Annotated in this window: 26 protein-coding genes; 9 read left to right on the top strand and 17 right to left on the bottom strand. The window is 67.4% G+C overall.

The genetic code is table 11. From position 1 onward, the window contains the following. Positions 1 to 136: 136 nt before the first annotated feature. From AC5P5X_RS07800 to AC5P5X_RS07790, 3 genes are all read right to left on the bottom strand, one after another. On the bottom strand, positions 137 to 541 hold the full coding sequence (locus tag AC5P5X_RS07800; RefSeq protein WP_049448608.1) for a hypothetical protein: 405 nt from the start codon (positions 539 to 541) through the stop codon (positions 137 to 139). Positions 542 to 741: 200 nt separating this feature from the next. Continuing rightward, the gene (locus tag AC5P5X_RS07795; RefSeq protein ID WP_005408428.1) at positions 742 to 1,074 is read right to left on the bottom strand and encodes a non-heme iron oxygenase ferredoxin subunit; all 333 of its coding nucleotides are present in this window, start codon (positions 1,072 to 1,074) and stop codon (positions 742 to 744) included. Further along, positions 1,071 to 1,610: a GNAT family N-acetyltransferase gene (locus AC5P5X_RS07790; protein WP_005408429.1), complete on the bottom strand. Its 540-nt coding sequence runs from the start codon at positions 1,608 to 1,610 to the stop codon at positions 1,071 to 1,073. Before AC5P5X_RS07790 ends, AC5P5X_RS07795 begins: the two co-directional genes overlap by 4 nt. A 207-nt stretch (positions 1,611 to 1,817) precedes the next feature. On the opposite strand from AC5P5X_RS07790, the gene AC5P5X_RS07785 reads away from it, so the two are divergent. Continuing rightward, entirely contained in the window at positions 1,818 to 2,468 is a 651-nt protein-coding gene (locus AC5P5X_RS07785) for a transposase (protein WP_060380430.1), read from the top strand. Positions 2,469 to 2,609: 141 nt separating this feature from the next. Here AC5P5X_RS07785 and AC5P5X_RS07780 read toward each other — a convergent pair whose 3' ends face one another. The 6 genes from AC5P5X_RS07780 to AC5P5X_RS07755 are packed head-to-tail and all read right to left on the bottom strand — an operon-like array spanning position 2,610 to position 8,241. Further along, entirely contained in the window at positions 2,610 to 3,866 is a 1,257-nt protein-coding gene (locus AC5P5X_RS07780; protein ID WP_010483557.1) for a cysteine desulfurase, read from the bottom strand. After that, complete coding sequence (gene sufD, locus AC5P5X_RS07775) at positions 3,863 to 5,125, bottom strand: Fe-S cluster assembly protein SufD (RefSeq protein WP_062606650.1); 1,263 nt, start codon at positions 5,123 to 5,125, stop codon at positions 3,863 to 3,865. The genes AC5P5X_RS07780 and sufD overlap by 4 nt, the downstream gene beginning before the upstream one ends. Continuing rightward, entirely contained in the window at positions 5,125 to 5,889 is a 765-nt protein-coding gene (gene sufC, locus AC5P5X_RS07770) for a Fe-S cluster assembly ATPase SufC (protein ID WP_024958766.1), read from the bottom strand. The genes sufD and sufC overlap by 1 nt, the downstream gene beginning before the upstream one ends. A 2-nt stretch (positions 5,890 to 5,891) precedes the next feature. Next, a complete protein-coding gene (locus AC5P5X_RS07765) occupies positions 5,892 to 6,296 on the bottom strand; it encodes a hypothetical protein (protein ID WP_005408434.1) in 405 nt (134 codons plus the stop codon). Continuing rightward, the gene (sufB, locus tag AC5P5X_RS07760; protein ID WP_005408435.1) at positions 6,293 to 7,768 is read right to left on the bottom strand and encodes a Fe-S cluster assembly protein SufB; all 1,476 of its coding nucleotides are present in this window, start codon (positions 7,766 to 7,768) and stop codon (positions 6,293 to 6,295) included. Before sufB ends, AC5P5X_RS07765 begins: the two co-directional genes overlap by 4 nt. Positions 7,769 to 7,785: 17 nt before the next feature. Further along, positions 7,786 to 8,241 carry an SUF system Fe-S cluster assembly regulator gene (locus tag AC5P5X_RS07755; RefSeq protein WP_062606652.1) on the bottom strand — a complete coding sequence of 152 codons (456 nt, stop codon included), beginning with the start codon at positions 8,239 to 8,241 and terminating at the stop codon, positions 7,786 to 7,788. A 208-nt stretch (positions 8,242 to 8,449) separates the two neighbouring features. On the opposite strand from AC5P5X_RS07755, the gene AC5P5X_RS07750 reads away from it, so the two are divergent. Together AC5P5X_RS07750 and AC5P5X_RS07745 are read left to right on the top strand one after the other, a co-directional pair. Beyond that, positions 8,450 to 8,917 carry an SET domain-containing protein gene (locus AC5P5X_RS07750; RefSeq protein ID WP_012479369.1) on the top strand — a complete coding sequence of 156 codons (468 nt, stop codon included), beginning with the start codon at positions 8,450 to 8,452 and terminating at the stop codon, positions 8,915 to 8,917. A gap of 162 nt (positions 8,918 to 9,079) precedes the next feature. Then, on the top strand, positions 9,080 to 9,622 hold the full coding sequence (locus AC5P5X_RS07745; RefSeq protein WP_024956948.1) for a type 1 glutamine amidotransferase domain-containing protein: 543 nt from the start codon (positions 9,080 to 9,082) through the stop codon (positions 9,620 to 9,622). Positions 9,623 to 9,660: 38 nt separating this feature from the next. Here AC5P5X_RS07745 and AC5P5X_RS07740 read toward each other — a convergent pair whose 3' ends face one another. From AC5P5X_RS07740 to AC5P5X_RS07725, 4 genes are all read right to left on the bottom strand, one after another. Further along, on the bottom strand, positions 9,661 to 10,257 hold the full coding sequence (locus AC5P5X_RS07740) for a YceB family lipoprotein (RefSeq protein WP_005408439.1): 597 nt from the start codon (positions 10,255 to 10,257) through the stop codon (positions 9,661 to 9,663). Between the two features lie 82 nt (positions 10,258 to 10,339). Next, positions 10,340 to 10,870: a hypothetical protein gene (locus AC5P5X_RS07735; RefSeq protein ID WP_024956949.1), complete on the bottom strand. Its 531-nt coding sequence runs from the start codon at positions 10,868 to 10,870 to the stop codon at positions 10,340 to 10,342. A gap of 51 nt (positions 10,871 to 10,921) precedes the next feature. Then, a complete protein-coding gene (locus AC5P5X_RS07730) occupies positions 10,922 to 11,230 on the bottom strand; it encodes a DUF3861 family protein (protein ID WP_005408441.1) in 309 nt (102 codons plus the stop codon). A 295-nt stretch (positions 11,231 to 11,525) separates the two neighbouring features. Then, positions 11,526 to 11,924, bottom strand: coding sequence for an HU family DNA-binding protein (locus tag AC5P5X_RS07725; RefSeq protein ID WP_005408442.1), 399 nt, complete (start codon positions 11,922 to 11,924; stop codon positions 11,526 to 11,528). A gap of 372 nt (positions 11,925 to 12,296) precedes the next feature. Between AC5P5X_RS07725 and AC5P5X_RS07720 the strand changes: the two genes are divergently transcribed. Further along, positions 12,297 to 12,728 (top strand): OsmC family protein, encoded by a 432-nt coding sequence (locus AC5P5X_RS07720; RefSeq protein WP_005408443.1) that lies wholly within the window; start codon positions 12,297 to 12,299, stop codon positions 12,726 to 12,728. A gap of 158 nt (positions 12,729 to 12,886) precedes the next feature. Here AC5P5X_RS07720 and AC5P5X_RS07715 read toward each other — a convergent pair whose 3' ends face one another. Continuing rightward, positions 12,887 to 13,765, bottom strand: a complete 879-nt coding sequence (locus AC5P5X_RS07715; protein ID WP_043034181.1) for a PhzF family phenazine biosynthesis protein — start codon at positions 13,763 to 13,765, stop codon at positions 12,887 to 12,889. A gap of 131 nt (positions 13,766 to 13,896) precedes the next feature. Next, the gene (locus AC5P5X_RS07710; RefSeq protein WP_111189202.1) at positions 13,897 to 14,769 is read right to left on the bottom strand and encodes a PhzF family phenazine biosynthesis protein; all 873 of its coding nucleotides are present in this window, start codon (positions 14,767 to 14,769) and stop codon (positions 13,897 to 13,899) included. Between the two features lie 75 nt (positions 14,770 to 14,844). On the opposite strand from AC5P5X_RS07710, the gene AC5P5X_RS07705 reads away from it, so the two are divergent. The 3 genes from AC5P5X_RS07705 (at position 14,845) to murD (ending at position 20,258) form a co-directional block, all read left to right on the top strand. After that, positions 14,845 to 17,439, top strand: a complete 2,595-nt coding sequence (locus AC5P5X_RS07705; protein ID WP_111189203.1) for a bifunctional aspartate kinase/diaminopimelate decarboxylase — start codon at positions 14,845 to 14,847, stop codon at positions 17,437 to 17,439. Positions 17,440 to 17,515: 76 nt separating this feature from the next. Next, the gene (murL, locus tag AC5P5X_RS07700; protein ID WP_059033454.1) at positions 17,516 to 18,868 is read left to right on the top strand and encodes a UDP-N-acetyl-alpha-D-muramoyl-L-alanyl-L-glutamate epimerase; all 1,353 of its coding nucleotides are present in this window, start codon (positions 17,516 to 17,518) and stop codon (positions 18,866 to 18,868) included. Beyond that, complete coding sequence (gene murD, locus AC5P5X_RS07695; RefSeq protein WP_111189204.1) at positions 18,849 to 20,258, top strand: UDP-N-acetylmuramoyl-L-alanine--D-glutamate ligase; 1,410 nt, start codon at positions 18,849 to 18,851, stop codon at positions 20,256 to 20,258. The genes murL and murD overlap by 20 nt, the downstream gene beginning before the upstream one ends. A 94-nt stretch (positions 20,259 to 20,352) precedes the next feature. Here murD and AC5P5X_RS07690 read toward each other — a convergent pair whose 3' ends face one another. Beyond that, positions 20,353 to 20,946 (bottom strand): SMI1/KNR4 family protein, encoded by a 594-nt coding sequence (locus AC5P5X_RS07690; protein WP_111174179.1) that lies wholly within the window; start codon positions 20,944 to 20,946, stop codon positions 20,353 to 20,355. 132 nt (positions 20,947 to 21,078) lie between these two features. Here AC5P5X_RS07690 and AC5P5X_RS07685 point away from each other — a divergent pair, with 132 nt between their 5' ends. After that, entirely contained in the window at positions 21,079 to 21,870 is a 792-nt protein-coding gene (locus AC5P5X_RS07685; protein WP_111189205.1) for a dienelactone hydrolase family protein, read from the top strand. Positions 21,871 to 22,058: 188 nt separating this feature from the next. Here the strand turns inward: AC5P5X_RS07685 and AC5P5X_RS07680 are convergent, their stop codons facing one another. Then, entirely contained in the window at positions 22,059 to 23,057 is a 999-nt protein-coding gene (locus AC5P5X_RS07680) for a polyprenyl synthetase family protein (protein WP_005408451.1), read from the bottom strand. Positions 23,058 to 23,271: 214 nt separating this feature from the next. On the opposite strand from AC5P5X_RS07680, the gene AC5P5X_RS07675 reads away from it, so the two are divergent. Continuing rightward, positions 23,272 to 24,885, top strand: coding sequence for an alpha-glucosidase (locus tag AC5P5X_RS07675; RefSeq protein ID WP_044569629.1), 1,614 nt, complete (start codon positions 23,272 to 23,274; stop codon positions 24,883 to 24,885). Positions 24,886 to 24,975 lie beyond the last annotated feature (90 nt).

The raw sequence follows: 24,975 nt of genomic DNA, 5'->3' as shown, positions 1-24,975 counted from the left end.
TTGGATCGGGAAAGGGCGAGCGCGAGCCGGCGCAGATGGGCATGCGGCGACAGGCGGGAAGTGGGTGCTGTAGAGCCGGGCCAGGCTCGGCTGGCGGGAAACGCAATCAGGCGCACGGCAACGGCCGCAGGGCGCCTCAGCTGGCGTGCGGTGCGGGCGGTGCGTGGCCGGGGTTCAACCGCAGCGCGGGATCATGCAACTGCCAGCGCAGGGCATCGGAGCGCCACAGCGGGATACGCGCGACCAGAGCGGCGCGTGCAGGGACCAGACCGGTGCAGGGCGAGGTGCCCTCGCCATCGAACGGAGTCTCCGGTGCTGGTGCGGCGTGCTGCGGGCATTCGTCGGCTGGCGGTTGCGGCAGCGGCATCGCCTGCAGCAGATCTTCAGCGTGTGCCTGCCAGCCATGCGCAGCCGGATCGCCGCCACGCCCTTCGTGCAAGGCCGACCAGCCCAGAAGCAACGTCAGCAGCACGGCCACGAGCAGTGGCCACCCTTGGCGGGCGAGCTGGCACAGCGTGGCGGTGGGCGCGGGCGAAGCCATGGCGCAGGGGCGATGTCGTTACGAAGATGTTACGTAGAATAACATCAACGATAATGATTCGCATATGCGCAATCGGGTTGCCGATCTGGATGGCCTGGAAGGGCCCTGGAGGGCCCCTCAGTGCACTCCAGTGGATCACCCCATGGGTGGATGCTCTCCCGCGAGGCGCCCTCTGGGGGCTCTCCGGGCCCAGCGCCGCCTCAATCCCGGTCGTCGCGGGTCCAGATCGCGTCATGCTCGCGCTTCACCGGGAACTTGGGCACAGGGCTGTAGGCCGGGGCGCACAGGGCGCGGCCATCGCGCACGTCGAAGCGCGCGCCGTGCAGCACGCACTCCACGCTGCCTTCGGTCGTGTTGAACTCGCCCGAGGACAGTTCGAACTCTTCATGCGTGCACTGGTCTTCCAGTGCGTACAGCTCGCCGTCGAGGTTGAATACCACGATCGGCGTGCCGGTCACTTCGTCGAACACGCTCTTCATTTCACCCGGCAGCAGCTCGTTGCCGGCACAGACAAAGGTCCAGGCCTCACTCACGCGGCGGCTCCGTTCAGCGGCTTTTCCAGGATCTCGAAGCGCAGGTCGTCGCGCTTGGGGATGCCGAAGCGTTCGTCGCCATACGGGAACGGCTTCTTGATGCCCGTACGGCTGTAGCCGCGGCGCTCGTAGAAGGCGATCAGCTCGTCGCGCACGTCGATGACGGTCATCTGCATCACCGGTACGTTCCATTCGCGCGCGGCGTGTGCTTCGGCGGCATCCATCAGCTGCTTGCCGACGCCGCCGCCCTGCTGGGCCGGATCGACCGAGAACATGCCGAAGTAGCCCTTGCCGTCGACATCGGCGACGTGGGCGCAGGCCACCAGCTGGTCCCCGCGCTCGGCCAGCAGGATGGTCGAGCGCGGGCGGTCGAGGTCGGCCTGGATGCCTTCGGCGTCGATGCGGGCGCCATCCAGCAGGTCGGCTTCGGTGGTCCAGCCGACGCGGCTGGCGTCGCCACGGTAGGCCGAGGTGACGAGGGCGATCAGGGCGGGGATGTCGGCCGGCGTGGCGGCGCGGAAGGTCAGAGTGCTCATGGCCCCATTCTAGGTGGGGCGTGGGCGGGCGCAAATGGGGGGAGGGGGCAGATCCCTTTCGCAACGCGGAGGAGCTCTGCCCCCGGCGTCTACTGACCCAACGGCAGGCCATGGACCGACTGGCACGGGCGCGGAATCGGCAGATGCTCGGGGTCAGATCCCTTTGCGCAGCGAAGGGCTCTGACCCTCTGTTACCAGGAGCTGCCCATGCCGAGGCCACGACGGGTCGATGCGCCCGGATACCCGCAACATGTCGTCCAGCGCGGCAACAATCGCCAGCCCGTGTTCTTCACCGATGGCGACCGCGCCGCCTACCTTCGCCTGCTGTGTCATCACGCGCACCAGCAGCATTGCCGGGTTCACGCCTATGTGTTGATGGGCAACCACGTCCATCTTCTGGCAACGCCTGATGCATCCGGCGGGTTGTCCCGGATGATGCAGGCCGTGAGCCGGGCCTACGTACGTCGGGTGAATGATCGGCAGGGCCGCACCGGCACGTTATGGGAGGGGCGCTTCCACTCCACGGTGGTGGATTCGGATCGCTATCTGCTGGCCTGCCAGCGCTACATAGAGCTCAACCCGGTTCGGGCGGGGAAGGTGGCGCATCCCGGCGACTATCGTTGGTCCAGCTATCGCGCCAATGCGCGTGGCAGGCCCAATGCGCTGCTCGAGCCGCATTCGGCATTCGAGCTGATGGGTTCTGATGCGGATGAACGGCGCAGGCGCTATGTGGAGTTCATCGAGGCGGGCATTCCGGCGGGGGATCTGCTGGCGATCCGGCGGGCATTGCAGTCGCAACGGCGGCTGTCGGGAATGCTGGTGGGGTCAGAGCCCTTTCGCATCGCGAAAGGGATCTGACCCCGGTGTGCTACGGGCGGTATGCCGGGTTCATCTGGTCGCGATCCGGCGGGCATTGCAGTCGCAACGGCGGCTGTCGGGAATGCTGATGGGGTCAGAGCCCTTTCGCATCGCGAAAGGGATCTGACCCGGTGTGCCGGCTCAGCCCAACAGCTTCCGTACCTTGGTCAGCGCGGTCATGAACCGCTCGATCTCGGCGTGCGTGTTGTAGAACGCCAGCGAGGCACGGCAGGTTGCCGCCACGCCGAAGTACTGCAGCAGCGGGTGCGCGCAGTGCTGGCCTGACCGCACGGCCACGCCTTCCAGGTCGAGCAGGGTTGCCAGGTCGTGGGCATGCGCGCCGTCGATCAGGAACGAGACCACGGCGGCCTTCTCCGGTGCTTCGCCGATGATGCGCAGACCGTCGACGCGGCGCAGCTCTTCGGTGAAATGCGCCAGCAGTTCAGCCTCGCGTGCTTCCACGTTCTCCTGGCCAAGCTGCTGCAGGTAGTCGGCGGCCACGCCCAGGCCGATGAAGCCGGCGATGTTCGGGGTGCCGGCTTCGAACTTGTGCGGGGCATCGTTGAACACGGTGCCGTCGAAGCTGACTTCCTTGATCATCTCGCCGCCGCCAAGGAACGGCGGCATCGCATCCAGGTGCTCGCGGCGGGCCCACAGCGCACCGGTGCCGGTCGGACCACACATTTTGTGGCCGGTGATGGCGTAGAAGTCACAGCCGATCGCGGCCACGTCGACCTTGCGGTGCGGCACGGCCTGCGAGCCATCGACCACGGTGATGATGCCGCGCTTGCGCGCTTCACGGCAGATCTCGCGCACCGGGTTGACCGTGCCCAGCACGTTGGACACGTGGGTGACCGCCAGCAGCTTGACCTCCGGGGTCATTGCCGCGCGCAGCGCATCCAGATCGAGTGCGCCGTCAGGCGTGATCTCGGCCACGCGGATGGTGGCGCCGGTACGCTGTGCGACCAGCTGCCACGGCACGATGTTGGCGTGGTGTTCCATGCGCGTGATCAGGATCACGTCGCCGGCCTTCAATCGCGGCAGGGCCCACGAATACGCCACCAGGTTGATGGCGAAGGTAGTGCCGCTGCACAGCACCAGGTCGCTGGGGCGCACGTTGAGGAAGCGTGCCAGCGTGTTGCGCGCGCCTTCGTAGGCGTCGGTGGCTTCGCTGCCCAGTGCATGCACCGCGCGGCTGACGTTGGCGTTGTAGCGGCGGTAGAACTCGTCCACCGCGCCGATCACCTGCACCGGCTTCTGGCCGGTGTTGGCATTGTCGAAATAGACCAGCGGCTTGCCGTGCACTTCACGCATCAGCAGCGGGAAGTCGAGGCGGACGCGATCCCAATCGGGCGCGCCGGTGCGTTCTTCGATCGGGCGCGGGGTGGACAGGTTCATGCCACACCCGCTTCGGCCAGGGCCTTGTCCAAACGGCGTGCCAGCTGCTCGCGCAGGGCTTCCGGCAGGATCTTCAGCGGCTCGTGGCAGAACGCGGCGCTCAGCAGTGCCTGCGCCTGTGCCTGCGGCAGGCCGCGCGAGCGCAGGTAGAACAGCGCGTTGGCATCGAGCTGGCCGACGGTGGCGCCATGCGCGGCCTTCACTTCATCGGCGTCGATGACCAGCGTCGGCTGGGTATCGATCTCGGCGTCGGCCGACAGCAGCAGGTTCTTGTTGGACAGGTTCGCATCGGTGCCGTCGGCGCCCTCGCGGATCTGGATGCCACCATGGAACACCACGCGGCTGCGGTTGGCGGCAACGCCACGCCACAGCAGCTCGCAACTCGTATCGCGTGCGATGTGGTCGATGCCCAGGCGGGTTTCGACGTGGCGGCGGCCATTGCCGAGCAGCACGCCGTTGGCGGTCAGCTGGGCATTGTCGCCTTCCAGGCGCACGTTCAGTTCATGGCGGCTGAGCGCGGCGCCCAGTTCCAGGTCGACGCGGTGGTACTGCGCGTCGCGGGCCAGCACGGCGTCGGTGCGCAGGAAGCTGGTCTGGCGCGCGCTGCCGGCCTGCACGCGGGCGTGCTTGAGCACGGCATCGCGGGCGACATGGGCGTGCAGCACGGTGTTGTCCAGGTGCGCCGAATCGCCGACGCTGAGGCGGTGCTCGACCACGCCCAGGCTGGCGCCGGCACGCAGTTCGATCAGGTGGCGGTGGTGCCAGGCCAGGTCGGTCTCGCCGGCGACGCTGGCGAACACCAGCTGCAGAGGCGCTTCGACCTGCACGCCTTCGTCCACGCGCAGCACCACGCCTTCATCGGCCAGCGCGGCATTCAGGCGGGCGAAGATCTCTTCGCTGCGCTCGTAGCGGCGGCCAAGGAAACGCACGGCGTCTTCCCCGGAGGCCAGTGCGGCCGACAGCGGCTGCAGCTGCACGCCGTCCGGCAGGACCTGCACGTCGCTCAGCGCGGCATCCAGGCGGCCGTTGACGAACACCAGGCGCGGTGCCGGGATGTCCTCCAGCAGCGCGGCGTCCAGCGCCGGGCCCTGCAGCGGTGCAGCCGCGAACGCACGGCGTTCCAGCTGGCGCAGCGAGGTGTACTTCCAGGCTTCGTTGCGCGCGGCCGGCAGGCCGTCACGCAGGGCCGCGTCCAGCACTTCGCGGCGCGCGTCGCTGCCGCAGAAGGCCTGGGCCATGGAGTCGAGCAGGGCGCTCATCAGACCGCCGCCTCGCGCACCACGCGATCCTTGAGGAAATCGTAGCCGTGCGCTTCCAGTTCCAGCGCCAGTTCCGGGCCACCGGTCTTGACGATGCGGCCATCGGCCAGCACGTGCACCACGTCCGGCTTGATGTAGTCCAGCAGGCGCTGGTAGTGGGTGATGACCAGGAACGAACGGTCAGCGGCACGCAGCGCGTTGACGCCGTCGGCCACGCTCTTCAGCGCGTCGATGTCCAGGCCCGAATCGGTTTCGTCCAGGATCGCCAGCTTCGGCTCGAGCACGGCCAGCTGGAAGATCTCGTTGCGCTTCTTCTCGCCACCGGAAAAGCCTTCGTTGACGCCACGGTGCAGCAGTTCGTCCTTCAGGTGCAGCACGGCCAGCTTCTGGCGCACCAGCTTGAGGAACTGCATGGAATCGAGTTCCTCCTCACCGCGTGCCTTGCGCTGGGCGTTCAACGCCGCGCGCAGGAAGTAGGTGTTGTTCACGCCCGGGATCTCCACCGGGTACTGGAACGCCAGGAACAGGCCGGCGGCGGCGCGCGCTTCCGGGTCCTGCTCCAGCAGGTCGACGCCGTCGAACTGCACGCTGCCTTCGGTCACTTCATAGCCGTCGCGGCCGGCCAGGACATTGCCCAGGGTGGACTTGCCGGCGCCGTTGGGGCCCATGATGGCGTGCACCTGGCCGGGCTTAACATCCAGCGACAGGCCCTTGAGGATTTCCTTGTCGCCGATGCGGGCGTGGAGGTTTTCGATCTTCAGCATGGTCATGGCTTGGTAGGTTTCGGGGCTGCGGGGGCGATGCGGACGATCTGCACCGTGCCGTTGCCGGGCTGCCCAGGTTGAGCGGGGAGGGCGGAGAAAACCACGATGATCTCTTCACCGGGTTCTTGCAGGCAGGAGACTGCGAGGGAGGCCTGTCGGATGGATTCGGCAGCGGCGCGATCCAGCTCACGGTTGCCCGAGCTCAGGCGAGCCCGGATCGCGCCGAAGCTGCCGTCCTGCCCCGTTGTCAGCACTATCGAAAATTCTTTCGGCGCGGAGATGACCGTGCTGGCGGGCAATCTGACCGGGGTGGCACCCACCAGGTCTTCGGGGGTGCAGGACGCGTTGGCCAGGGCCCAGGGCGAAAGGCCCAGCAGCAACAGTGCGGGCAAAGACGTACGCATCATCCGACGCTTCCTTCCAGCGAGACTTCCAGCAGCTTCTTGGCCTCCACCGCGAACTCCATCGGCAGTTCGCGGAACACCTGCTTGCAGAAGCCGTCGACGATCATCGACACCGCGTCTTCCTGGCTGATGCCACGGGCGCGGCAGTAGAACAGCTGGTCGTCGGAAATCTTCGAGGTGGTGGCCTCGTGTTCGACGGTGGCGCCCGGGTTCTTCACCTCGATGTAGGGGAAGGTGTGTGCGCCACACTGCTTGCCGATCAGCAGCGAATCGCACTGGGTGTAGTTGCGCGCGCCATCGGCGTTGCGGTCCACCCGCACCAGGCCGCGGTAGGTGTTCTGGCCACGGCCGGCACTGATGCCCTTGCTGACGATCTTGCTCTTGGTGCGCTTGCCGACGTGGATCATCTTGGTGCCGGTGTCGGCCTGCTGGCGGTGATGGGTCAGCGCCACGGAGTGGAACTCACCGACCGAGTCGTCGCCGAGCAGCACGCAGGACGGGTACTTCCAGGTGATCGCCGAACCGGTTTCGACCTGGGTCCAGGTGACCTTGCTGCGCGCGCCACGGCATTCGGCACGCTTGGTGACGAAGTTGTAGATGCCGCCGACGCCGTTCTCGTCGCCCGGGTACCAGTTCTGCACGGTGGAGTACTTGATCTCCGCGTCTTCCAGCGCGACCAGCTCGACCACCGCTGCGTGCAGCTGGTTCTCGTCGCGCATCGGCGCGGTGCAGCCTTCCAGGTAGGACACGTAGGCCTTGTCCTCGCACACGATCAGGGTGCGCTCGAACTGGCCGGTGTGGCCGGCATTGATGCGGAAGTAGGTGCTCAGTTCCATCGGGCAACGCACGCCCTTGGGAATGAACACGAAGCTGCCATCGGAGAACACCGCCGAATTGAGCGCGGCGAAGTAGTTGTCGCCTACCGGCACCACGGTGCCCAGGTACTGGCGGACCAGTTCCGGATGTTCCTTGATGGCCTCGGACATCGAGCAGAAGATGATGCCCTTCTCGGCCAGTTCCTTGCGGAACGTGGTACCGACGGACACCGAGTCGAACACCGCGTCCACCGCCACGCCTGCCAGCTTGGCACGCTCGTGCAGCGGCACGCCCAGCTTGTCGTAGGTGTCGAGCAGTTCCTTTGGCACGTCATCCAGCGAGGCGTACTTCGGGCCCTTGGGCGCGGAGTAGTAGCTGAGCGCCTGCAGGTCGATCGGCGCGATCTCCAGCTTGGCCCAGTCCGGCATCGGCATGGTCAGGAAGTGGCGGTAGGCGTCCAGGCGCCACTGCGTCATCCACTCCGGCTCGTCCTTCTTGGCCGACAGGGCACGGATGGTGTCCTCGTCCAGGCCCGGCGGCAGGGAGTCCGATTCGATCTCGGTGATGAAGCCGGCCGAATACTTGCGGCCGAGCTGCTCGTGGATCTCGCGGTTGGGGGTGTCGTCGTGGGCGACGTTTTCGATGGTTTCGGTGGCCATGGGGGGCTGCCTGTGGATCAGGAGACGACGTCGACAACGATGGTGCGGCGCTGTTCGTCATCGGCAAGGGGAAGAGGGGGCAGGATCTGGGCGAGGGTGACATCGCGCAGGGCCTCGGAGACCACGTCGTTGATCAGCCGCCAGCTGCTGCGCGCGCCGCACTTGGGCGCCATGCCGCACTGGTGGTGGTCGTGGCTGCATTCGGTCAGGGCCAATGGCCCTTCCATCGCTTCGACCACTTCGAACAGCGAGATCTCGATGGCCGGGCGGGTCAGGCGGTAGCCGCCACGGACACCGCGCAGGCCTTCGACCAGGCCGGCCTGCGCCAGCGGCTTGAGCACCTTGCTGACGGTGGGCGGCTCCAGGCCGGTGAATTCGGCCAGCTCAGTGGCACTGAGCACCTCGCCCGGACGGGCGGCAAGCACGGTCAGCACCACGGTGGCGTAATCGGTGAGCTTGGTGACACGCAACATGGGAATGCGAGCGGTTCTTAAAGCGGACTGAAATTGTACGCTTTTATTCGCCGGCATCCAACCCGGGCATTCAGCCGGCGCTGGGACGGACCGGGACGACGCACCGGGGCCACCGCCGGGGCGCCATGCTGCGCCAACGGGGTGATTTTCGCAATCACCCGGAATGGGCGAGAATCCCGGTTCCATCCGCTGCAAACAGCCCGTGCCGATGCCGAAGAAGATCCAAGCCCGCAAGTCCGCCATCCATGGCAACGGCGTGTTCGCCGTGGCCCCGATCAAGCAGGGCGAGCGCGTGATCCAGTACAAGGGCCTGCTGCGCAGCCACGGCGACGTTGATGCCGATGACAGCGGCGACGTTGAAAGCGGCCATACCTTCCTGTTCACCCTCAACGATGACTGGGTGATCGATGCCAACTACAAGGGCAACGATGCGCGCTGGATCAACCACAGCTGCGACCCGAACTGCGAGGCGGTGATCGAGGAAGACGAGGACGGTGACAGCCGTGGCGATAAGGTGTTCATCGAGGCGCTGCGTGACATCAAGGCCGGCGAAGAGCTGACCTACAACTACGGCATCACCCTGGCCGAGCGTCACACCGCCAAGCTGAAGAAGATCTGGGAGTGCCGCTGCGGCTCGCCCAAGTGCACCGGCACCATGCTGCAGCCCAAGCGCTGACCGGTACCGGGTAGTGCCGGCCGCTGGCCGGCAAGGCGCAATCCAGGTGCCGGCCAGCGGCCGGCACCACCCGGAGGCTCTCCACCTGCCGTGCACGGCAGGGTCACCGCCGTGCAAGGGCCGTTCTTCCATTCTGTCGGCACCCCCAACCGGAGTGCACCCATGGCAGAAAGATTGAAGGGCAAGCAGATTGCCATCCTTGCCACCCACGGCTTTGAACAGTCCGAACTGACCGAACCCAAGCGTCTGCTGGAAGCCGAAGGCGCGCGCGTCAGCGTCGTGTCGCCTGCAAAGGAGGCGACGATCAAGGGCTGGAAAGAGAAGAACTGGGGCGACGCCGTTGCAGTGGATATTCCGCTGGATGAGGCCGATCCGGCCAGCTTCGATGCCCTGGTGCTGCCGGGAGGGGTCATCAATCCGGACACGCTGCGTACCGACGAGGCTGTACTCGGCTTCGTCCGCGCAGTAGACGAAGCCGGCAAGCCTGTGGCGGCGATCTGCCATGGCCCGTGGCTGCTGATCAACAGTGGCCTCGCCGATGGCCGCGAGCTGACGTCCTGGCCGTCCCTGCAGCAGGATCTGACCAATGCGGGGGCGAACTGGCGCGATGCCGAGGTCGTGGTCGACGGCAACGTGATCACCAGCCGCAAGCCGGACGACATCCCAGCCTTCAGTGAGGCGGTGGTCAAGGCACTCGCCGCCTGATGCGCTGCCGGTAGTGCCGGCCGCTGGCCGGCACCACCTTACTTGCCCAGCACGCCTGCCGGCACCAGGTTGCCCAGGTTCTGGTTGAAGGTGACCACCAGCTTGCCGTTCTTCACCTGTGCCGATTGCACCTGCAGCGCGCCAAGCACGCCGGCCACGGCCGGGTCCAGCTTGTAGATCGGCTCCCGCTGGGCGTAGTCGCTCAGCCAGGCGTTGAGCAGGCCGCGGGTACGGGAGTCGAGACGACCGCCCTGGTTGGCCGGGGTGAAGTCATCCACGCTCGGCTGCTGCAGATGGAATCCCTGGGTCTGCGCGTCGTAGCGCAGGCCGCTGCTGAGCTTCACCGTACCCAGTTTGGCCGGATTGCCACCGGCAGTGGCCAGTGCCACGTCCATGCCAAGGTTCAAGCGCTCGCCGGCCGGGAGGCTCAGCTGGGGGTGGCTCATGGTGAGGGCGATCAGTCCGCCCAACGCGTCCTGGGTGCGCGGGAAGCTGCCATCGAGATACTGCTGCACATCGCTGGCGCCGACCGACAGTTCGCGGCCGGAAATGGATGGGGCGGCCTGCGCGCCAATCGCGGCGGCGATCAGCACGGTGGAGGCGGCGAGGCGGGTCATCAGGGAACGCAGGCGCATGGCGGTGACCGCTGGACTGGGAAAGGATGGAGGAAAGAGTAGCCGGGACGGCTGAATCGCGCGTGCATGCCGCTGCAATGGTTCAGTCCAGCGTTGGCCGCAGTTGCGCCGACTGGATCTGCCAGCCGCGGCCATCAGCACTGGGCTGCACGCGGTACCAGCCGCCGAAGCGGAAGGTCCCTTGGGTGGTGACCGCGCGGATCCGCACCGGCACTTCCAGCAGCTGGGGAGGATGCTGGCCGTCGCGTGCCACCGGGGGCTCGCTGTCCAGCCGCAGCGTACGCACGCCCTGCAGCTGGCGTATGGCAGCGTCATCTGCGCGGTGCGGGTCGGCCGGTGGAATCGCCCATGCCGCGTCGCTGGCGCTGCGGTTGCGGTTGAGCAGCGCGATCACGTAGCGGTTGAGCATCACCGATGGTGGTTGGGCGTCGGCAGCGACCGCAGCGAACAGCGGATCGATCGCCGGTGTCTGCAGGGACGCCGCTTCGGAGCCGGCGATGCCCTGCGTTCCGGCGCCGGCGACAGCCGGCGCTGGCGCAACATCGGGCGCTGCCGCAGGCCTGGAGCAGCCGAGCAGCGCCAGGGGCGCGATCAGGAAAAGCGTCCTGCGCATGCCTCCTCCCCGAGGCGATGTGGGGGAGACAGTGTATCGGCTGCGCGGGAATCAGCGGGAGGAGGGCAACTGCTCCAGCGCATCCAGTGCCGGCAGCACCTGCCCGGCGATGGCGGCCAACGCATGTCCATCGGTCTCCGCGTGGCGCTGCACGATGTCGCGCAGCAGCTGGGTGGCGATCACCAGGGTCGCGCGTTCATCACCGCTGATGCCAGCGGTGCGTGGCGCCGCTTCCAGCAGGCGCATCAGGTCGCGGCTGGCGCGATGTTCCAGTTCGATGGTGCAGCGCCCGGTGCACTGCAACCCGTCCTTTTCGATGGGGGTCACCGAGATCCGGTAGCGGGTGGAGGGGCTGGCCATGAGGGGATGCTCGCCGTAGCTGTGGAGGATGTGCCCACCTTAGGCAAGGCCGTGCGCGGCGGCGATGGCCGGGGCTGCACGCAGTGTTCCACCCGGTACGTTCCAGGGCCTGCCCAGGCCGCGCCTGGCTAATGGCGACGGGCTTGAACGGGGATTTTCCAGTATGCGGCAACGCTGTGTTGCGGATGCCCCGGGGCGGCGCATCCACACGTGGCGTGGACCTGCTGCCGGGAACGTGCAAAAGAAAACGGGACGGCCAGAGCCGTCCCGTCGGAATCCGCGTTGGGGCGCGCGCTTACAGCGCGGCGTCCTTCAGCTTCTTCAGCGGACGCACCTTCAGCTTGGTGGTGGCCGGCTTGGCAGCGAACCACTGCTCTTCCTTGGTGAACGGGTTGATGCCCTTGCGCTTCGGCTTGGCCGGCACATTGACGGTGGTGATCTTCAGCAGGCCCGGCAGGGTGAAGGAGCCAGCGCCCTTCTTGTGCACCGAGGAGGCAACGGCGCTTTCCAGCGAGGCCAGCACAGCGCGGACGTCCTTGGCGACGACGCCGGAGGCTTCAGCGATGTGTGCAACCAGGCCGGACTTGGTCAGCACTTCCTTGATCGGCTTCGGAGCGGCCGGCTTGGCGGCTGCCTTCGTCGCGACTTTCTTCACTGCCTTCTTCGGGGCAGCCTTCTTAGCGGTCTTTGCCATGGTTTCCTGTTCCGTGAACGGTTGGTTGTTTGGTCGGCGCCGAACCCCGTCGGCAAGCGCAATGTAGGGCAACTCTTGGGCGCCGCCAATAGCCCGAAGCGCGGAAAGTGCATGTTTTTTCATATCCAGGCCGATTCAGTACATGGCGCGCCGTGGGGGACGGGGGTGTGGCAGCGCGCGCGACGGCCCACGCCCGCCCATCGGCGGAATGCGAGAAACCACTGAAAACAAGAGAAAAATGCGTTTCCGGCTGGTGAGAAAGTGTCCACGCGCCGGGTTCGGAAGGCGACCTGCGGCGTGCGGCGGAGCGACGCAGGGCTAACGCCTCCCGTGCGAGGGTGACCGTTCATCACCGTCACGCAGGAGCAGCACATGGGAATCTCGCGACACGCCACAGCGCACTGGGAAGGCGATCTGAAGTCGGGCAAGGGGCAGCTGAGCACGCCGCAGAGCGGGCTGCTGGACAAGACACGCTACGGCTTCAACAGCCGTTTCGGCGACGAAAAGGGCACCAATCCGGAAGAGCTCATCGCTGCTGCGCACGCCGGTTGCTTCACCATGGCGCTGTCGGCCAAGCTCGGCGAAGCCGGCTTTACCCCGACCTCGCTGGATACCGAAGCCAAGGTAGATCTGTCATTGGAGGGCGGCCCGCAGCTGTCGCAGATCCGGCTGAAGGTGAAGGCAGTGGTGCCGGGTATCGACGCGACGCAGTTCCGTGCGATTGCCGATGACGCCAAGCAGAACTGCCCGGTGTCCAAGGCGCTGAGCGCGGTGCCGATCAGCCTGGAAGCCGAGCTGGGCTGAGGGTAGTGCCGGCCGCTGGCCGGCAACCGCATGATCTCGAGGTCCAGGTAACAGCCGGCCAGCGTTATGGCGGCCTTCCTGGCCGCCACCCTCCGGGCCGTCGCGTCCGACGTTGGCAGCGGCTCCTGCCGCTGCCTTCGGCTCCACCTCGATGGTGTTTACCAATCGATGGTGCCGCTGATCACCGTCTGCACCTGCCCGCCAGACCAGACCTCGCCGTCCTGGTCGACCAGCAGGGTCAGGCGCGCGTCATGGCCGACTTCGCGGCCCTGGCTGACTTCAAACGGCGTCCGTCCACGCGGCAGCGCGTCACGCAGGTCCAGCCACGCGGCCAGCACCGCATTGGCCGCACCCGAGGCGGCGTCCTCGAAGCGGCGTCCATTGCCGACGAAGGCACGTACGGCCAGGTCGAAACCCTCGCTGCCATCGCTGAAGGCATAGGCGAACACGCCCATGCTGTCGGTGGATTCAGCCAGTGCGGCCACTGCATCCCAGTCTGGCTGCAGCACGCGCAATGCGGCCTCGTCGGCCACCTGCACCACCCACCAGCTGCGGCCGCCCTGCATGCGTGCCGGCGGCAGTGTGCCCAGCGGCCAGTCCTTCAGCGCGGCCTGCAGGCGCGGATCGGTGGCCTCAGCGGTTTCGGCCAGCTGCGCGCGCGGGGTGCGGATGGCGATGCGCTGCTGCGTACCCTCACCGCTGACGCGCAGCGGCAGCGCGCCGGCAATGCCGTCCTGCACCAGCACGCCGTCGACCGCTGCGGCCAGGCCCGCCTGCAGCACCGCGTGCGCGGTACCGACGCTGGGATGGCCCGCGAACGGTACTTCCTTCTGCGGGCTGAACATGCGCAATCGATAGCTGGCGCCCGGCACCTGCGGCGGGAACACGAAGGTGGTTTCGGGCAGGCGCGTCCAGCGCGCGATGGCCTGCATGCTGGCGTCGTCCAGGCCCTCGGCATCGAGTACCACGGCCAGCGGATTGCCAGCGCCGGCGCGCGGGGAGAACACGTCCAGCTGCAGGAAACGGCGGGTGGTCATCAGGCGGCACTCCAGTAAACAGGCCGCATAGCGTAGCGCGGAGCACCAAAAAGGGGACGGAGGGAATTAAGTCGCTTTTGCCTCATGTGCCATAAGCGACTTAATTCCCTCCGTCCCCTTTTTTCCGTGGGCTACCAGCGGATGCTGCCGTCGATCACGCACTGCACCTGGCCGCCGATCCACACCGTGCCCTGCGCATCAACCTCGACCTGTACGCGACCATCGCGGCCGACTTCGCGGCCCTGGCTGGCGACGTAGCGGCCCTCGCGGCCGGGCAGGGCATTGCGCTGGCGCAGCCAGGCACCGATCAGCGCATTGGCGCTGCCGGTCACTGGATCCTCGGGCACGGCGGCTGCATCAGCGGGGCAGAAGGCGCGCACCACCCGGGTGTGGTCGTCGCCGGCCTCGTCGGCGAACACGGCCACACCGGTCGCGTCGGTGGCGAGGCTCCAGTCGGCCAGCGTGGCCATGTCCGGCACAAGGCTGCGTACGGCGGCGGCGTCGCGCAGCGGCAACAGCCACCAGCGTGCGCCGTTGTCCCACAGTTCGGGCACGTGCCCGCTGTCGGCCAGCGCCAGCAGCGCTTCGGGCGCTCCGTCGGCCGCGGTCTCCAGTTGCCGCGCCGGTGGGCTGGCCAGCTGGATCTGCAGTGCCTCGGCCGGGCCGCTCACCCGTACCGGCAGCAACCCCGCCGCACATTGCTGCAGCAGGGCACCGTTGCGCGGTTGCGCCAGGCCGCAGGTCACCGCCGCCCGGGCGGCGCCGACGCTGGGGTGGCCGGCGAAGGCCAGCTCGCGGGTCGGGGTGAAGATGCGGATGTGGTAGTCGGCGCCCGGCGTGCTGGGGCGCAGGAAGAACACCGTCTCGGACAGGTTCAGCCAGGCGGCCAGGGCCTGCATCTGGCTGCTGGAGAGCCCGTCGGCGTCCAGGATGACGCCCAGCGGGTTGCCGGTGCCGGGGCGGGGGGCGAAGACATCGAGCTGCAGGTAACGGAGGACGGCCATCTACGGGGATATTGCGCTTAGAATCAAAGGTTCCGCCCCCGAGGGCGGCTTCCCCACATTCTACATAGCCAATCCATGTCAGCTTCCCCCATTGTCGATCGTTGGATCGTACTGAAGTTCGGCGGCACCTCGGTGTCGCGTCGTCACCGCTGGGACACGATCGGGAAGCTGGCGAAAAAACGCGCGGAAGAGACCGGCTCGCGCGTGCTGGTGGTGGTGTCGGCGCTGTCCGGGGTCACCAACGAACTGACCGCGATCGCCGATGGCGCGCCCGACAGCCGGGACCGCGTGGCGGCGCTGGTCGAACGCCACGAGGCCTTCCTGGTTGAACTCGGCCTGGGCCGCGAGGTGCTGGCCGATCGCCTCGCCGCGCTGCAGGGCCTGCTCGACGACGCGCGTGCAGCCACCCGTCCGCTCGACTGGCAGGCCGAAGTGCTGGGCCAGGGCGAGCTGCTGTCCTCCACCCTGGGTGCGGCCTACCTGCGCGCGTCGGGCCTGGACATGGGCTGGATGGATGCCCGCCAGTGGCTGGACGCGATGCCGCCGCAGCCGAACCAGAGCGACTGGTCGCAGCGCCTGTCGGTGAACTGCCAGTGGCGTGCCGACGCGGAATGGATGCAGCGCTTCCGTGCGCAGCCGACCCGCCTGCTGATCACCCAGGGCTTCATCTCGCGGCACGCCGATGGCGGTACCGCCATCCTCGGCCGCGGTGGCTCGGATACCTCGGCGGCGTACTTCGGTGCGCTGCTCGGTGCCAGCCGCGTGGAGATCTGGACCGATGTGCCGGGCATGTTCAGTGCCAATCCGAAGGATGTGCCGGACGCGCGCCTGCTGACCCGCCTGGACTATTACGAGGCGCAGGAAATCGCCACCACCGGCGCCAAGGTGCTGCACCCGCGCTCGATCAAGCCGTGCCGCGATGCCGGCGTACCGATGGCCATCCTCGATACCGAGCGCCCGGAACTGCCCGGCACCAGCATCGATGGCAGCGCCGCGCCGGTACCAGGGGTGAAGGCGATCAGCCGCCGCAACGGCATCGTGCTGGTGTCGATGGAAGGCATCGGCATGTGGCAGCAGGTCGGCTTCCTGGCCGATGTGTTCAATCTGTTCAAGAAGCACGGCCTGTCGGTGGACCTGATCGGTTCGGCCGAAACCAACGTCACCGTGTCGCTGGATCCGTCCGAGAACCTGGTCAATACCGATGTGCTGGCCGCGCTGTCGGCCGACCTGTCGCAGATCTGCAAGGTGAAGGTGATCGTGCCGTGTGCGGCGATCACCCTGGTGGGCCGTGGCATGCGTTCGCTGCTGCACAAGCTGTCGGACGTGTGGGCCACCTTCGGCCGCGAGCGCGTGCACATGATCTCGCAGTCGTCCAATGACCTGAACCTGACCTTCGTCATCGACGAGGCCGATGCCGATGGCCTGCTGCCGGTGCTGCACGCCGAGCTGATCGACAGCGGCGCGATGCCGGTGGAAGAGACCGAAGTATTCGGCCCGCGCTGGCGCGAGATCGCCGGCACCGTGCGCCCGCGTGGCACGCCGTGGTGGCGCGGCCAGCGTGCGCACCTGCTGCAGCTGGCCGATGCCGGTACGCCGCGCTACGTCTACCACCTGCCGACCGTGCGCGCCCGCGCCCGCGCGCTGGCCGCGATCAAGCCGATCGACCAGCGCTACTACGCGATCAAGGCCAACAGCCACCCGGCCATCCTGCAGCTGCTGGAAGCCGAGGGCTTCGGCCTGGAATGCGTGTCGCATGGCGAGCTGAAGCACGTGTTCCAGCACCTGCCGGAACTGTCGCCCAAGCGCGTGCTGTTCACTCCCAGCTTCTGCCCGCGCAGCGAATACGAAGCCGCATTCGCGCTGGGCGTGACCGTGACGGTCGACAACGTCGAAGCACTGCAGCGCTGGCCGGACCTGTTCCGCAACCGCGAGCTGTGGCTGCGCGTCGACCTGGGCCGTGGCGAAGGCCACCACGCCAAGGTCCGTACCGGTGGCAAGGAGTCCAAGTTCGGCCTGCCGATCGCCCGTGTCGATGAGTTCGTGCGCGCAGCCACCGATCTGGGCAGCCGCGTGGTCGGCCTGCACGCGCACCTCGGCAGCGGCGTGGAGACCGCGCAGCACTGGCGCCTGATGTGCGATGAGCTGGCCGGTTTCGCCCGCCGCATCGGCAGCGTGCAGACCATCGACATCGGCGGCGGCCTGCCGATTCCGTATTCCGCCGAGGACGAGCCGTTCGACCTGGATGCCTGGGCCGAGGGCCTGGCCGAGGTCAAGGCGCTGCATCCGGCGTTCCGCCTGGCGATCGAGCCGGGCCGCTACCTGGTGGCCGAATCCGGCGTGCTGCTGACCCACGCCACCCAGGTGGTGGAAAAGGACGGCGTGCGCCGCGTCGGCCTGGATGCCGGCATGAATGCATTGATGCGCCCGGCCCTGTACGACGCCTGGCACGACATCGAGAACCTCAGCCGCCAGGGTGGCTACGCTGAGGCCGCATTCGATGTGGTCGGCCCGATCTGCGAGTCCAGCGACGTGTTCGGCAAGCGCCGCAAGCTGCCGGTGTCGACCGCGCCGGACGACGTGATGCTGATCGCCGATGCCGGCGCCTACGGCTATTCGATGGCCAACACCTACAACCAGCGGATGCTGCCGCGCGAAGACGTGATCGAATGATCGCCGCGCGCGCCCTGCACCCGCCCACCGACACGCCCCGCGCCATCGCGCGGGCCCGTGCCTGACCGGATACACCATGACTGCTTTCGACAAACACCAGGTTTCCCGCTTCCGCTTCGTCCGCTGCGAATTCGCCGCGGAGACCGGCGTGGCCAAGCTGGTCTATGCCTTTGATGACGGCCCGGAGATGGTGGAAACCATCACCGTGCCGGGCGCCCCGTTCGTGCTGGACGAGGCGCGTGCCGCCGCCGTGCAGCGTGCGCTGCAGCTGCTGCACCTGATCGCGGGTGTCAGCTACTACAAGGCGGGCGTGCCGGAGACGGTCAGCATCGACAGCTACAGCATCGATGCCGATACCGCCGCACTGGTGGAGACCATTTACCTCAACGGCCTGGGCGAATTCGCCTACCGCAATGGCCTGAACCTGCGCGGCCGCTTCCGGTTGCCGGTGCAGGGCGAGGCCGTGCAGGCGCCGTCGCTGGGCCTGCAGCCGCACGCGCTGGTGGCTATCGGCGGCGGCAAGGATTCGCTGGTCAGCATCGAAGCGCTGCGCCGTGCGGGCGTGGACGAGACCGTGACCTGGATCGGTGGCTCGCAGCTGATCCGTGCGTGCGCCGAGCGCACCGGCCTGCCGACATTGAACCTGGGCCGCACGCTGGCACCTGAACTGTTCGAGTTGAATCGCCAGGGCGCATGGAACGGCCATATCCCGGTGACGGTGGTGAACTCGGCGATCATGGTGCTGGCCGCGTTGCTGCACGGCGTGGACCAGGTGGTGTTCTCCAACGAGCGCTCGGCCAGCTACGGCAGCCAGATTCCGGGCACCGGCGAAGTGAATCATCAGTGGTCCAAGGGCTGGGCCTGCGAGCAGGCGTTCGGCAGCCATGTGCAGAAGTACGTGGCGGCGGACCTGCAGTACTACTCGCTGCTGCGCCCGATGTCCGAGCTGGCGGTGGCCCGCCAGTTCGCCAAGAGTGACTTCTACGACGCGCATTTCTCCAGCTGCAACCGCAACTTCCACATCCTCGGCGAGCGCCCGGTGAACCGCTGGTGCGGCGTCTGCCCGAAGTGCCATTTCGTGTTCCTGGCACTGGCCCCGTTCATGCCCAAGACGCGCCTGGTGCGCATCTTCGGCCGCAACCTGCTGGATGATGCCGAGCAGGCCGGTGGCTTCGATGCGCTGCTGGAATTCCAGGACCACAAGCCGTTCGAGTGCGTGGGCGAAGGCCGCGAATCGCGTGCGGCGATGGCGACCCTGGCGCAACGCCCGGAGTGGAAGGAAGACGTGCTGGTGAAGCGCTTCTGCAACGAGATCCAGCCGCAGCTGGATGCCGCCGAACTGGAACTGGCACCGCTGCTGCAGCTGCAGGGCGAGCACCGCGTTCCGGCTGCGCTGTGGGAACGGGTGCGTGAAGATTTCGAAGCTTGACGGAAAGCGCGTTGCACTGTGGGGCTGGGGCCGTGAGGGCCGCGCCGCGTTTGCGGTGCTGCGTGAGCGCCTGCCCACGCTGCCGCTGAGCCTGTTCTGCCCGGCGGCTGAAGTCGAGGCCGCGCGTGCGGAAACGCAGGGCGTGCTGGACGTGCGTGGCGAGCCTTCTGCTGAAGCGCTGGCCGCGTTTGACGTGGTGATCAAGTCTCCCGGCATCAGCCCCTACCAGCCAATCGCGTTGGCGGCGGAAGGGCAGGGCACCCGCTTCATTGGTGGCACCGCGCTGTGGTTCGCCGAACACGCGGCCGACGATGGCATCGTGCACGACACCGTGTGCGTGACCGGTACCAAGGGCAAGAGCACCACCACCGCGCTGGTCGCGCACCTGCTGCGTGCCGCCGGCCACCGTACCGGCCTGGTAGGCAACATCGGCCTGCCGCTGCTGGAAGTGCTGGACCCGCAGCCCGCGCCTGAGTACTGGGCGGTGGAACTGTCCAGCTACCAGACCGGCGAAGTGGCACGCAGTGGCGCCCGCCCGCAGGTGGCGGTGGTGCTGAACCTGTTCCCGGAACACCTGGACTGGCACGGCAGCGAACAGCGTTACATCGAAGACAAGCTGCGGCTGGTGACTGAAGCCGCACCGCGCATCGCCGTGCTCAATGCCGCCGATCCGCACCTGGCCGCGCTGTCGCTGCCCGACAGCGAAGTGGTCTGGTTCAACCAGCCGCAGGGCTGGCACATGCGCGGCGACATCGTGCATCGCGGTGAGCAGGCCGTGTTTGATACCCGCAACACGCCGCTGCCGGGCCGCCACAACCGTGGCAACCTGTGCGCGGTGCTGGCCGCGCTGGAAGCGCTGGGGCTGGATGCCGCGGCGCTTGCGCCGGCGGTGCAGGACTTCCGTCCGCTGCCGAACCGTCTGCAGCGCATCGGCGTGGCCGATGGCCTGACCTACGTCAACGATTCGATCAGCACCACGCCGCATGCCAGCCTGGCCGCGCTGGAGTGCTTCGCCGGGCAGCGCATCGCGCTGCTGGTGGGCGGGCATGACCGTGGCCTGGACTGGACCGATTTCATGCAGCACATGGCGCACGACGTGCCGCCGGTGGAGATCGTGACCATGGGCAGCAACGGCCCGCGCATCCACGCCATGCTGCAGCCGCTGGCCGATGCCGGTCGCTTCGGTCTGCACGCTGCAGGTGATCTGCCCGAGGCGATGGCCTTGGCGCGCGCCGCGCTGGGGGTGCAGGGTGGGGTGGTGCTGCTGTCGCCGGGCGCGCCGAGCTTTGGTGCGTACCGCGATTACGTGGCGCGTGGCCGTCATTTCGCCGAGCTGGCCGGATTCGACCCGGACAACATCAGCGCGATTCCGGGGCTGGGCATCGCCTGAGGGGTCGGATCCCTTTCCGCAGGAAAGGGCTCTGACCCCAACGGGATTCTGGCCGGCAACCCTCCGGAGAAATCCATCCACGCATGGCGTGGATCTACTGCTCCTCGTCGATGAACGCGTAGCCGCCGTCGATCAATTGCTGCAGATACGCATCGAAGCTGGGGGCGATCAACGCATAGCTGTCCGGGTCGTGCAGGTAGCGCACCACCTGGCCGACCGTGCCGCCCGGTGCGGGGTTGAAATCCAGGTAAAGCATCGACGTGCCGCCGTTGTTCATGCAGTGCGAGAAGCACAGGCGGCGGTTCATCGGCAGATCCGCGTCGATGCCTTCACCCAGAATCTCCGGCTCGTCATCCAGCCACTCTTCGTAGATGGAACGGATGCTGTCGTCCCATTGCTGCTGGTCCTCGAAGATCTGCGCGACCGAGCGCAGGTAGTACGGATAGCCGCCGTCTTCCACGTCCGAGCCGAGCATCAGCACGCAGACCCCGCCGCCGGGGTACTCGCGGAAATGGGTGCCATCGACGCGGGACAACAGTTCCACCAGGCTGTCAGGCACCTGCGGCCATTGCATGCGCAGGCGCTGCAGGTCTTGTGCGCTGGCGCCCTGGACGTGAGCCCATTGCGGGGCATCGTCGGCAGGCAGGCGTGGGATCAGGCCAGACAGAAAGCGGTCAACAAGGTTCATGCGAAAAAGGGGACGGAGGGGATTAAGTCGTATCCAACCACACCTGCGTCACGTCGCCAATGCAGAATGCGACGCGGGAGGGGCGAATACGGCTTAATCCCCTCCGTCCCCTTTTTCTTGCGGAGCAGGCGCATGAATCGTTGGCGATGCGGTGTGGCGGTGATGCTGGGGCTGGCGGCGATGCCGGCGTGGGCGGCGATGAAGACGCAGCCGGTGGAGTGGAAACACCAGGGCACGACCTTCAGTGGCGTGCTGGTCTATGACGACGGCGACAACGACAAGCGCCCGGGCCTGGTGATGGTGCCGAACTGGAAGGGTGTGAACGAATCGGCCATCGAGAAGGCCAAGCAGCTGGCCGGCGATGACTACGTGGTGCTGGTGGCCGATGTGTACGGCAAGGGCGTGCGGCCGAAGACCGATGCCGAGGCCGGGCCGGTGGCGACCAAGCTGCGCAACGACCGGCCGTTGCTGCGGGCACGTGCGCTGGAAGCGGTGAACGTGCTCAAGGCGCAGGCCGGCAGGGTGCCGCTCGATGCCAGCCGGATCGGTGCGGTGGGCTTCTGCTTTGGCGGCACCACGGTGCTGGAGCTGGCCCGTGCAGGTGCGCCGTTGGCCGGTGTGGTCAGCCTGCACGGCGGGCTGGGTTCACCGCTGCCGGCGCAGGCCGGTGGCAGTCACCCGTCGGTGCTGGTGCTCAACGGTGCCGACGACAGGAGCGTGACCGCCGAGGATATCGCCGGTTTCCAGAGGGAAATGAACGCGGCCAAGGTCGACTGGGAGTTCACCAACTACAGCGGGGCGGTGCACTGCTTCGCCGAGCGCGATGCCAACAGCCCGCCGGGGTGCCAGTACAACGAGCGGGCGGCCAAGCGCGCGTGGAAGGCGCTGGATGAGTTCTTCGAGGAGCGCTTCGAGAAACGTTGATCCGCGCAGCGGTAGTGCCGGCCGCTGGCCGGCAACCTCATGATGCTGCGGATGTCATCGGGAATGCCGGCCAGCGGCCGGCGCTACCGGATGCGGTCAATGCGAGCGTTTCCGTGCCGACCAACGGTCGGCACCCACCGGAATGCCGGTGGGTGGGTGCCGACCGTTGGTCGGCATACCTCAACCCATCAATGCGAACGCTGCACCGCGTAACGCGCCAGGCCACGCAGGGCCGCCACGGCATCGTTGTCGCCCAGGCCATCGAGCGCGCGCTCGGCGGCTTCGGCATATTCCTCGGCACGCGCGCGGCTGTACTCCAGGCCGCCGGTAGCACGGATCGCGGCCAGCACTTCCGGCATCGCCGAAGCGTCGCCGTCCTGCACGATGGTGCGCAGGCGCTCGCGGGTGGCGTCGTCGGAGTGGGCCATCGCGTGGATCAGCGGCAGCGTGGCCTTGCCCTCGGCGAGGTCGTCGCCCAGGTTCTTGCCCAGTTCCTCGGCATTGGCCGAGTAGTCCAGCACGTCGTCGGCGATCTGGAACGCGTAGCCCAGATGCATGCCGTAGTCGAACAGGGCCTGCTGGGTGGCTTCGTCCACGCCGCTGGCCAGCGCACCCAGGCGGGTGCCGGCGGCGAACAGAACCGCGGTCTTGCGCTCGATCACACGCAGGTAGGCGGCTTCGTCGGTATCCGGGTTGTGCACGTGCAGCAGCTGCAGCACTTCACCCTCGGCGATGCGGTTGGTGGCGTCGGCCAGGATCTGCATCACCGGCATGCGCTCCAGCTCGACCATCAGCTGGAAGCTGCGCGAGTACAGGAAGTCGCCGACCAGCACGCTGGGCGCGTTGCCCCACAGCGCGTTGGCGGTGCTGCGGCCACGGCGCAGGCTGGATTCGTCCACCACGTCATCGTGCAGCAGGGTGGAGGTATGGATGAACTCGATGATCGCCGCCAGCTGGTGGTGCTCCGGACCGGCCTGGCCGACCGCGTGGCCGGCCAGCATCACCAGCATCGGGCGCAGGCGCTTGCCGCCGGCGGAAATGATGTGGTCGGCAATCTGGTTGATCAGCACGACGTCCGAAGACAGCCGGCGCCGGATCAGGGCGTCGACGGCGGCCATGTCGGCCGCGGCAAGCGACTGGATCTGGGGCAGGCCCAGGGCGGGACGGGTGTCTTCGGTGATGGTCATGCGATCAGGCTTTCAGGCTCACCACCGATTATAGGCGCTGGCCGTGAATTCGGGCGCAAACCGGGCTGGCCGGCGTTCCCGGCCCCGCAAACGCTGCCGCCTGCGTGAATACGTATGCAGGTTGCGCCATGCCCGCGAGGCCGCCGCTAAGCTTGCCGGAACAGGATTTCGGCCCGCTTCTGGCGGGTCCCGCATGCCCGGAGGGGGGCTGTCGATGTCGCACTATCCATGGTGGCGCGGAGCCGTCATCTACCAGATCTACCCGCGCAGCTACCTCGATGCCAACGGCGATGGCGTGGGCGACCTGCCGGGCATCATCCAGCGCCTGGACCATATTGCCGCGCTGGGCGTGGACGCGATCTGGATCTCGCCGTTCTTCAAGTCGCCGATGGCCGACTTCGGCTACGACATCGCCGACTATCGCGACGTCGACCCGCTGTTCGGCAGCCTGGACGACTTCGACCGTCTACTGGCCAAGGCGCACGACCTGGGCCTGAAGGTGATGATCGACCAGGTGTTGAGCCATACCTCGATCGAGCACGCCTGGTTCCGCGAGAGCCGCCAGGACCGCAGTAATCCGAAGGCCGACTGGTACGTCTGGGCCGACCCGCGCGAGGACGGCACCCCGCCCAACAACTGGCTGTCGCTGTTCGGCGGCGGCGCCTGGCAGTGGGAACCGCGCCGTGAGCAGTACTACCTGCACAACTTCCTGGTCGACCAGCCGGACCTGAACTTCCACAACCCGGACGTGCAGCAGGCCACCCTGGACAATGTGCGGTTCTGGCTGGACCGCGGCGTGGACGGCTTCCGCCTGGATGCGATCAACTTCTGCTTCCACGACGCGCAGCTGCGCGATAACCCGCCCAAGCCGGCGGACAAGCGCGTGGGCCGCGGCTTCAGTCCGGACAACCCGTACGCCTACCAGTACCACTTCTACAACAACACCCAACCGGAGAACCTGCCATTCCTGGAGCAGCTGCGCGCGCTGCTGGATGAGTATCCGGGCGCGGTGAGCCTGGGCGAGATCTCGTCGGAAGACTCGCTGGCCACCACCGCCGAGTACACCCAGGACGGGCGCCTGCACATGGGCTACAGCTTCGAGCTGCTGGTGGACGACTACAGCGTGGCCTACATCCGCGACACAGTCTCCCGGCTGGAAGCGGCGATGACCGAAGGCTGGCCGTGCTGGGCGGTTTCGAATCACGATGTGGAACGCGCGGTCAGCCGCTGGGGCGGCTATCCGGCCGATCCGCGCCTGGCGCGGATGCTGGTGGCGATGCTGTGCTCGCTGCGCGGCTCGGTGTGCCTGTACCAGGGCGAGGAGCTGGGCCTGGCCGAGGCCGAGGTGCCGTTTGAGGCGCTGCAGGACCCGTATGGCATCACCTTCTGGCCGAATTTCAAGGGCCGCGACGGTTGCCGCACCCCGCTGCCGTGGACCGACGCTCCGCTGGCTGGCTTTACCTCCGGCACGCCCTGGCTGCCGATCCCGGCCGAGCACCGGGCGGCGGCGGTGGCCGTGCAGGAGCGCGACCCGCACTCGGTCCTGGCGGCGTTCCGCGCCTTCCTGGCCTGGCGGCGTAGCCAGCCGGCGCTCCTGCATGGCAGCATCCGGTTCATTGAAAGCGCCGAGCCAGTGCTGCTGTTCGAGCGTATGCTTGCAGATGAAACCCTCCTGCTGGCCTTCAACCTGTCGGCCGAAGCGGTGAGCCATCCGCTGCCGCCGGGCAACTGGCAGCAGGTGGCGGTGCCGGGCCCGGATGCGGGCACGGTGCAGGGCAATGAACTCCAGCTGCCGCCGCGCGCGGTGTATTGCGCCCGACGCAGCTGACCGTTTTCTCCGGTGGCGGTACTTGCGGGGACGGGGCCGAAGCGCCCCGTCCCTTTTTTGTGGGTGAGATTGCGGTGAAGGGCATCCACA

Source organism: Stenotrophomonas sp. YJH_SMC_91, assembly GCF_059368495.1.
The sequence above is the reverse complement of the archived record's forward strand: the minus strand, read 5'-3'. Positions and strand labels throughout refer to the sequence as shown.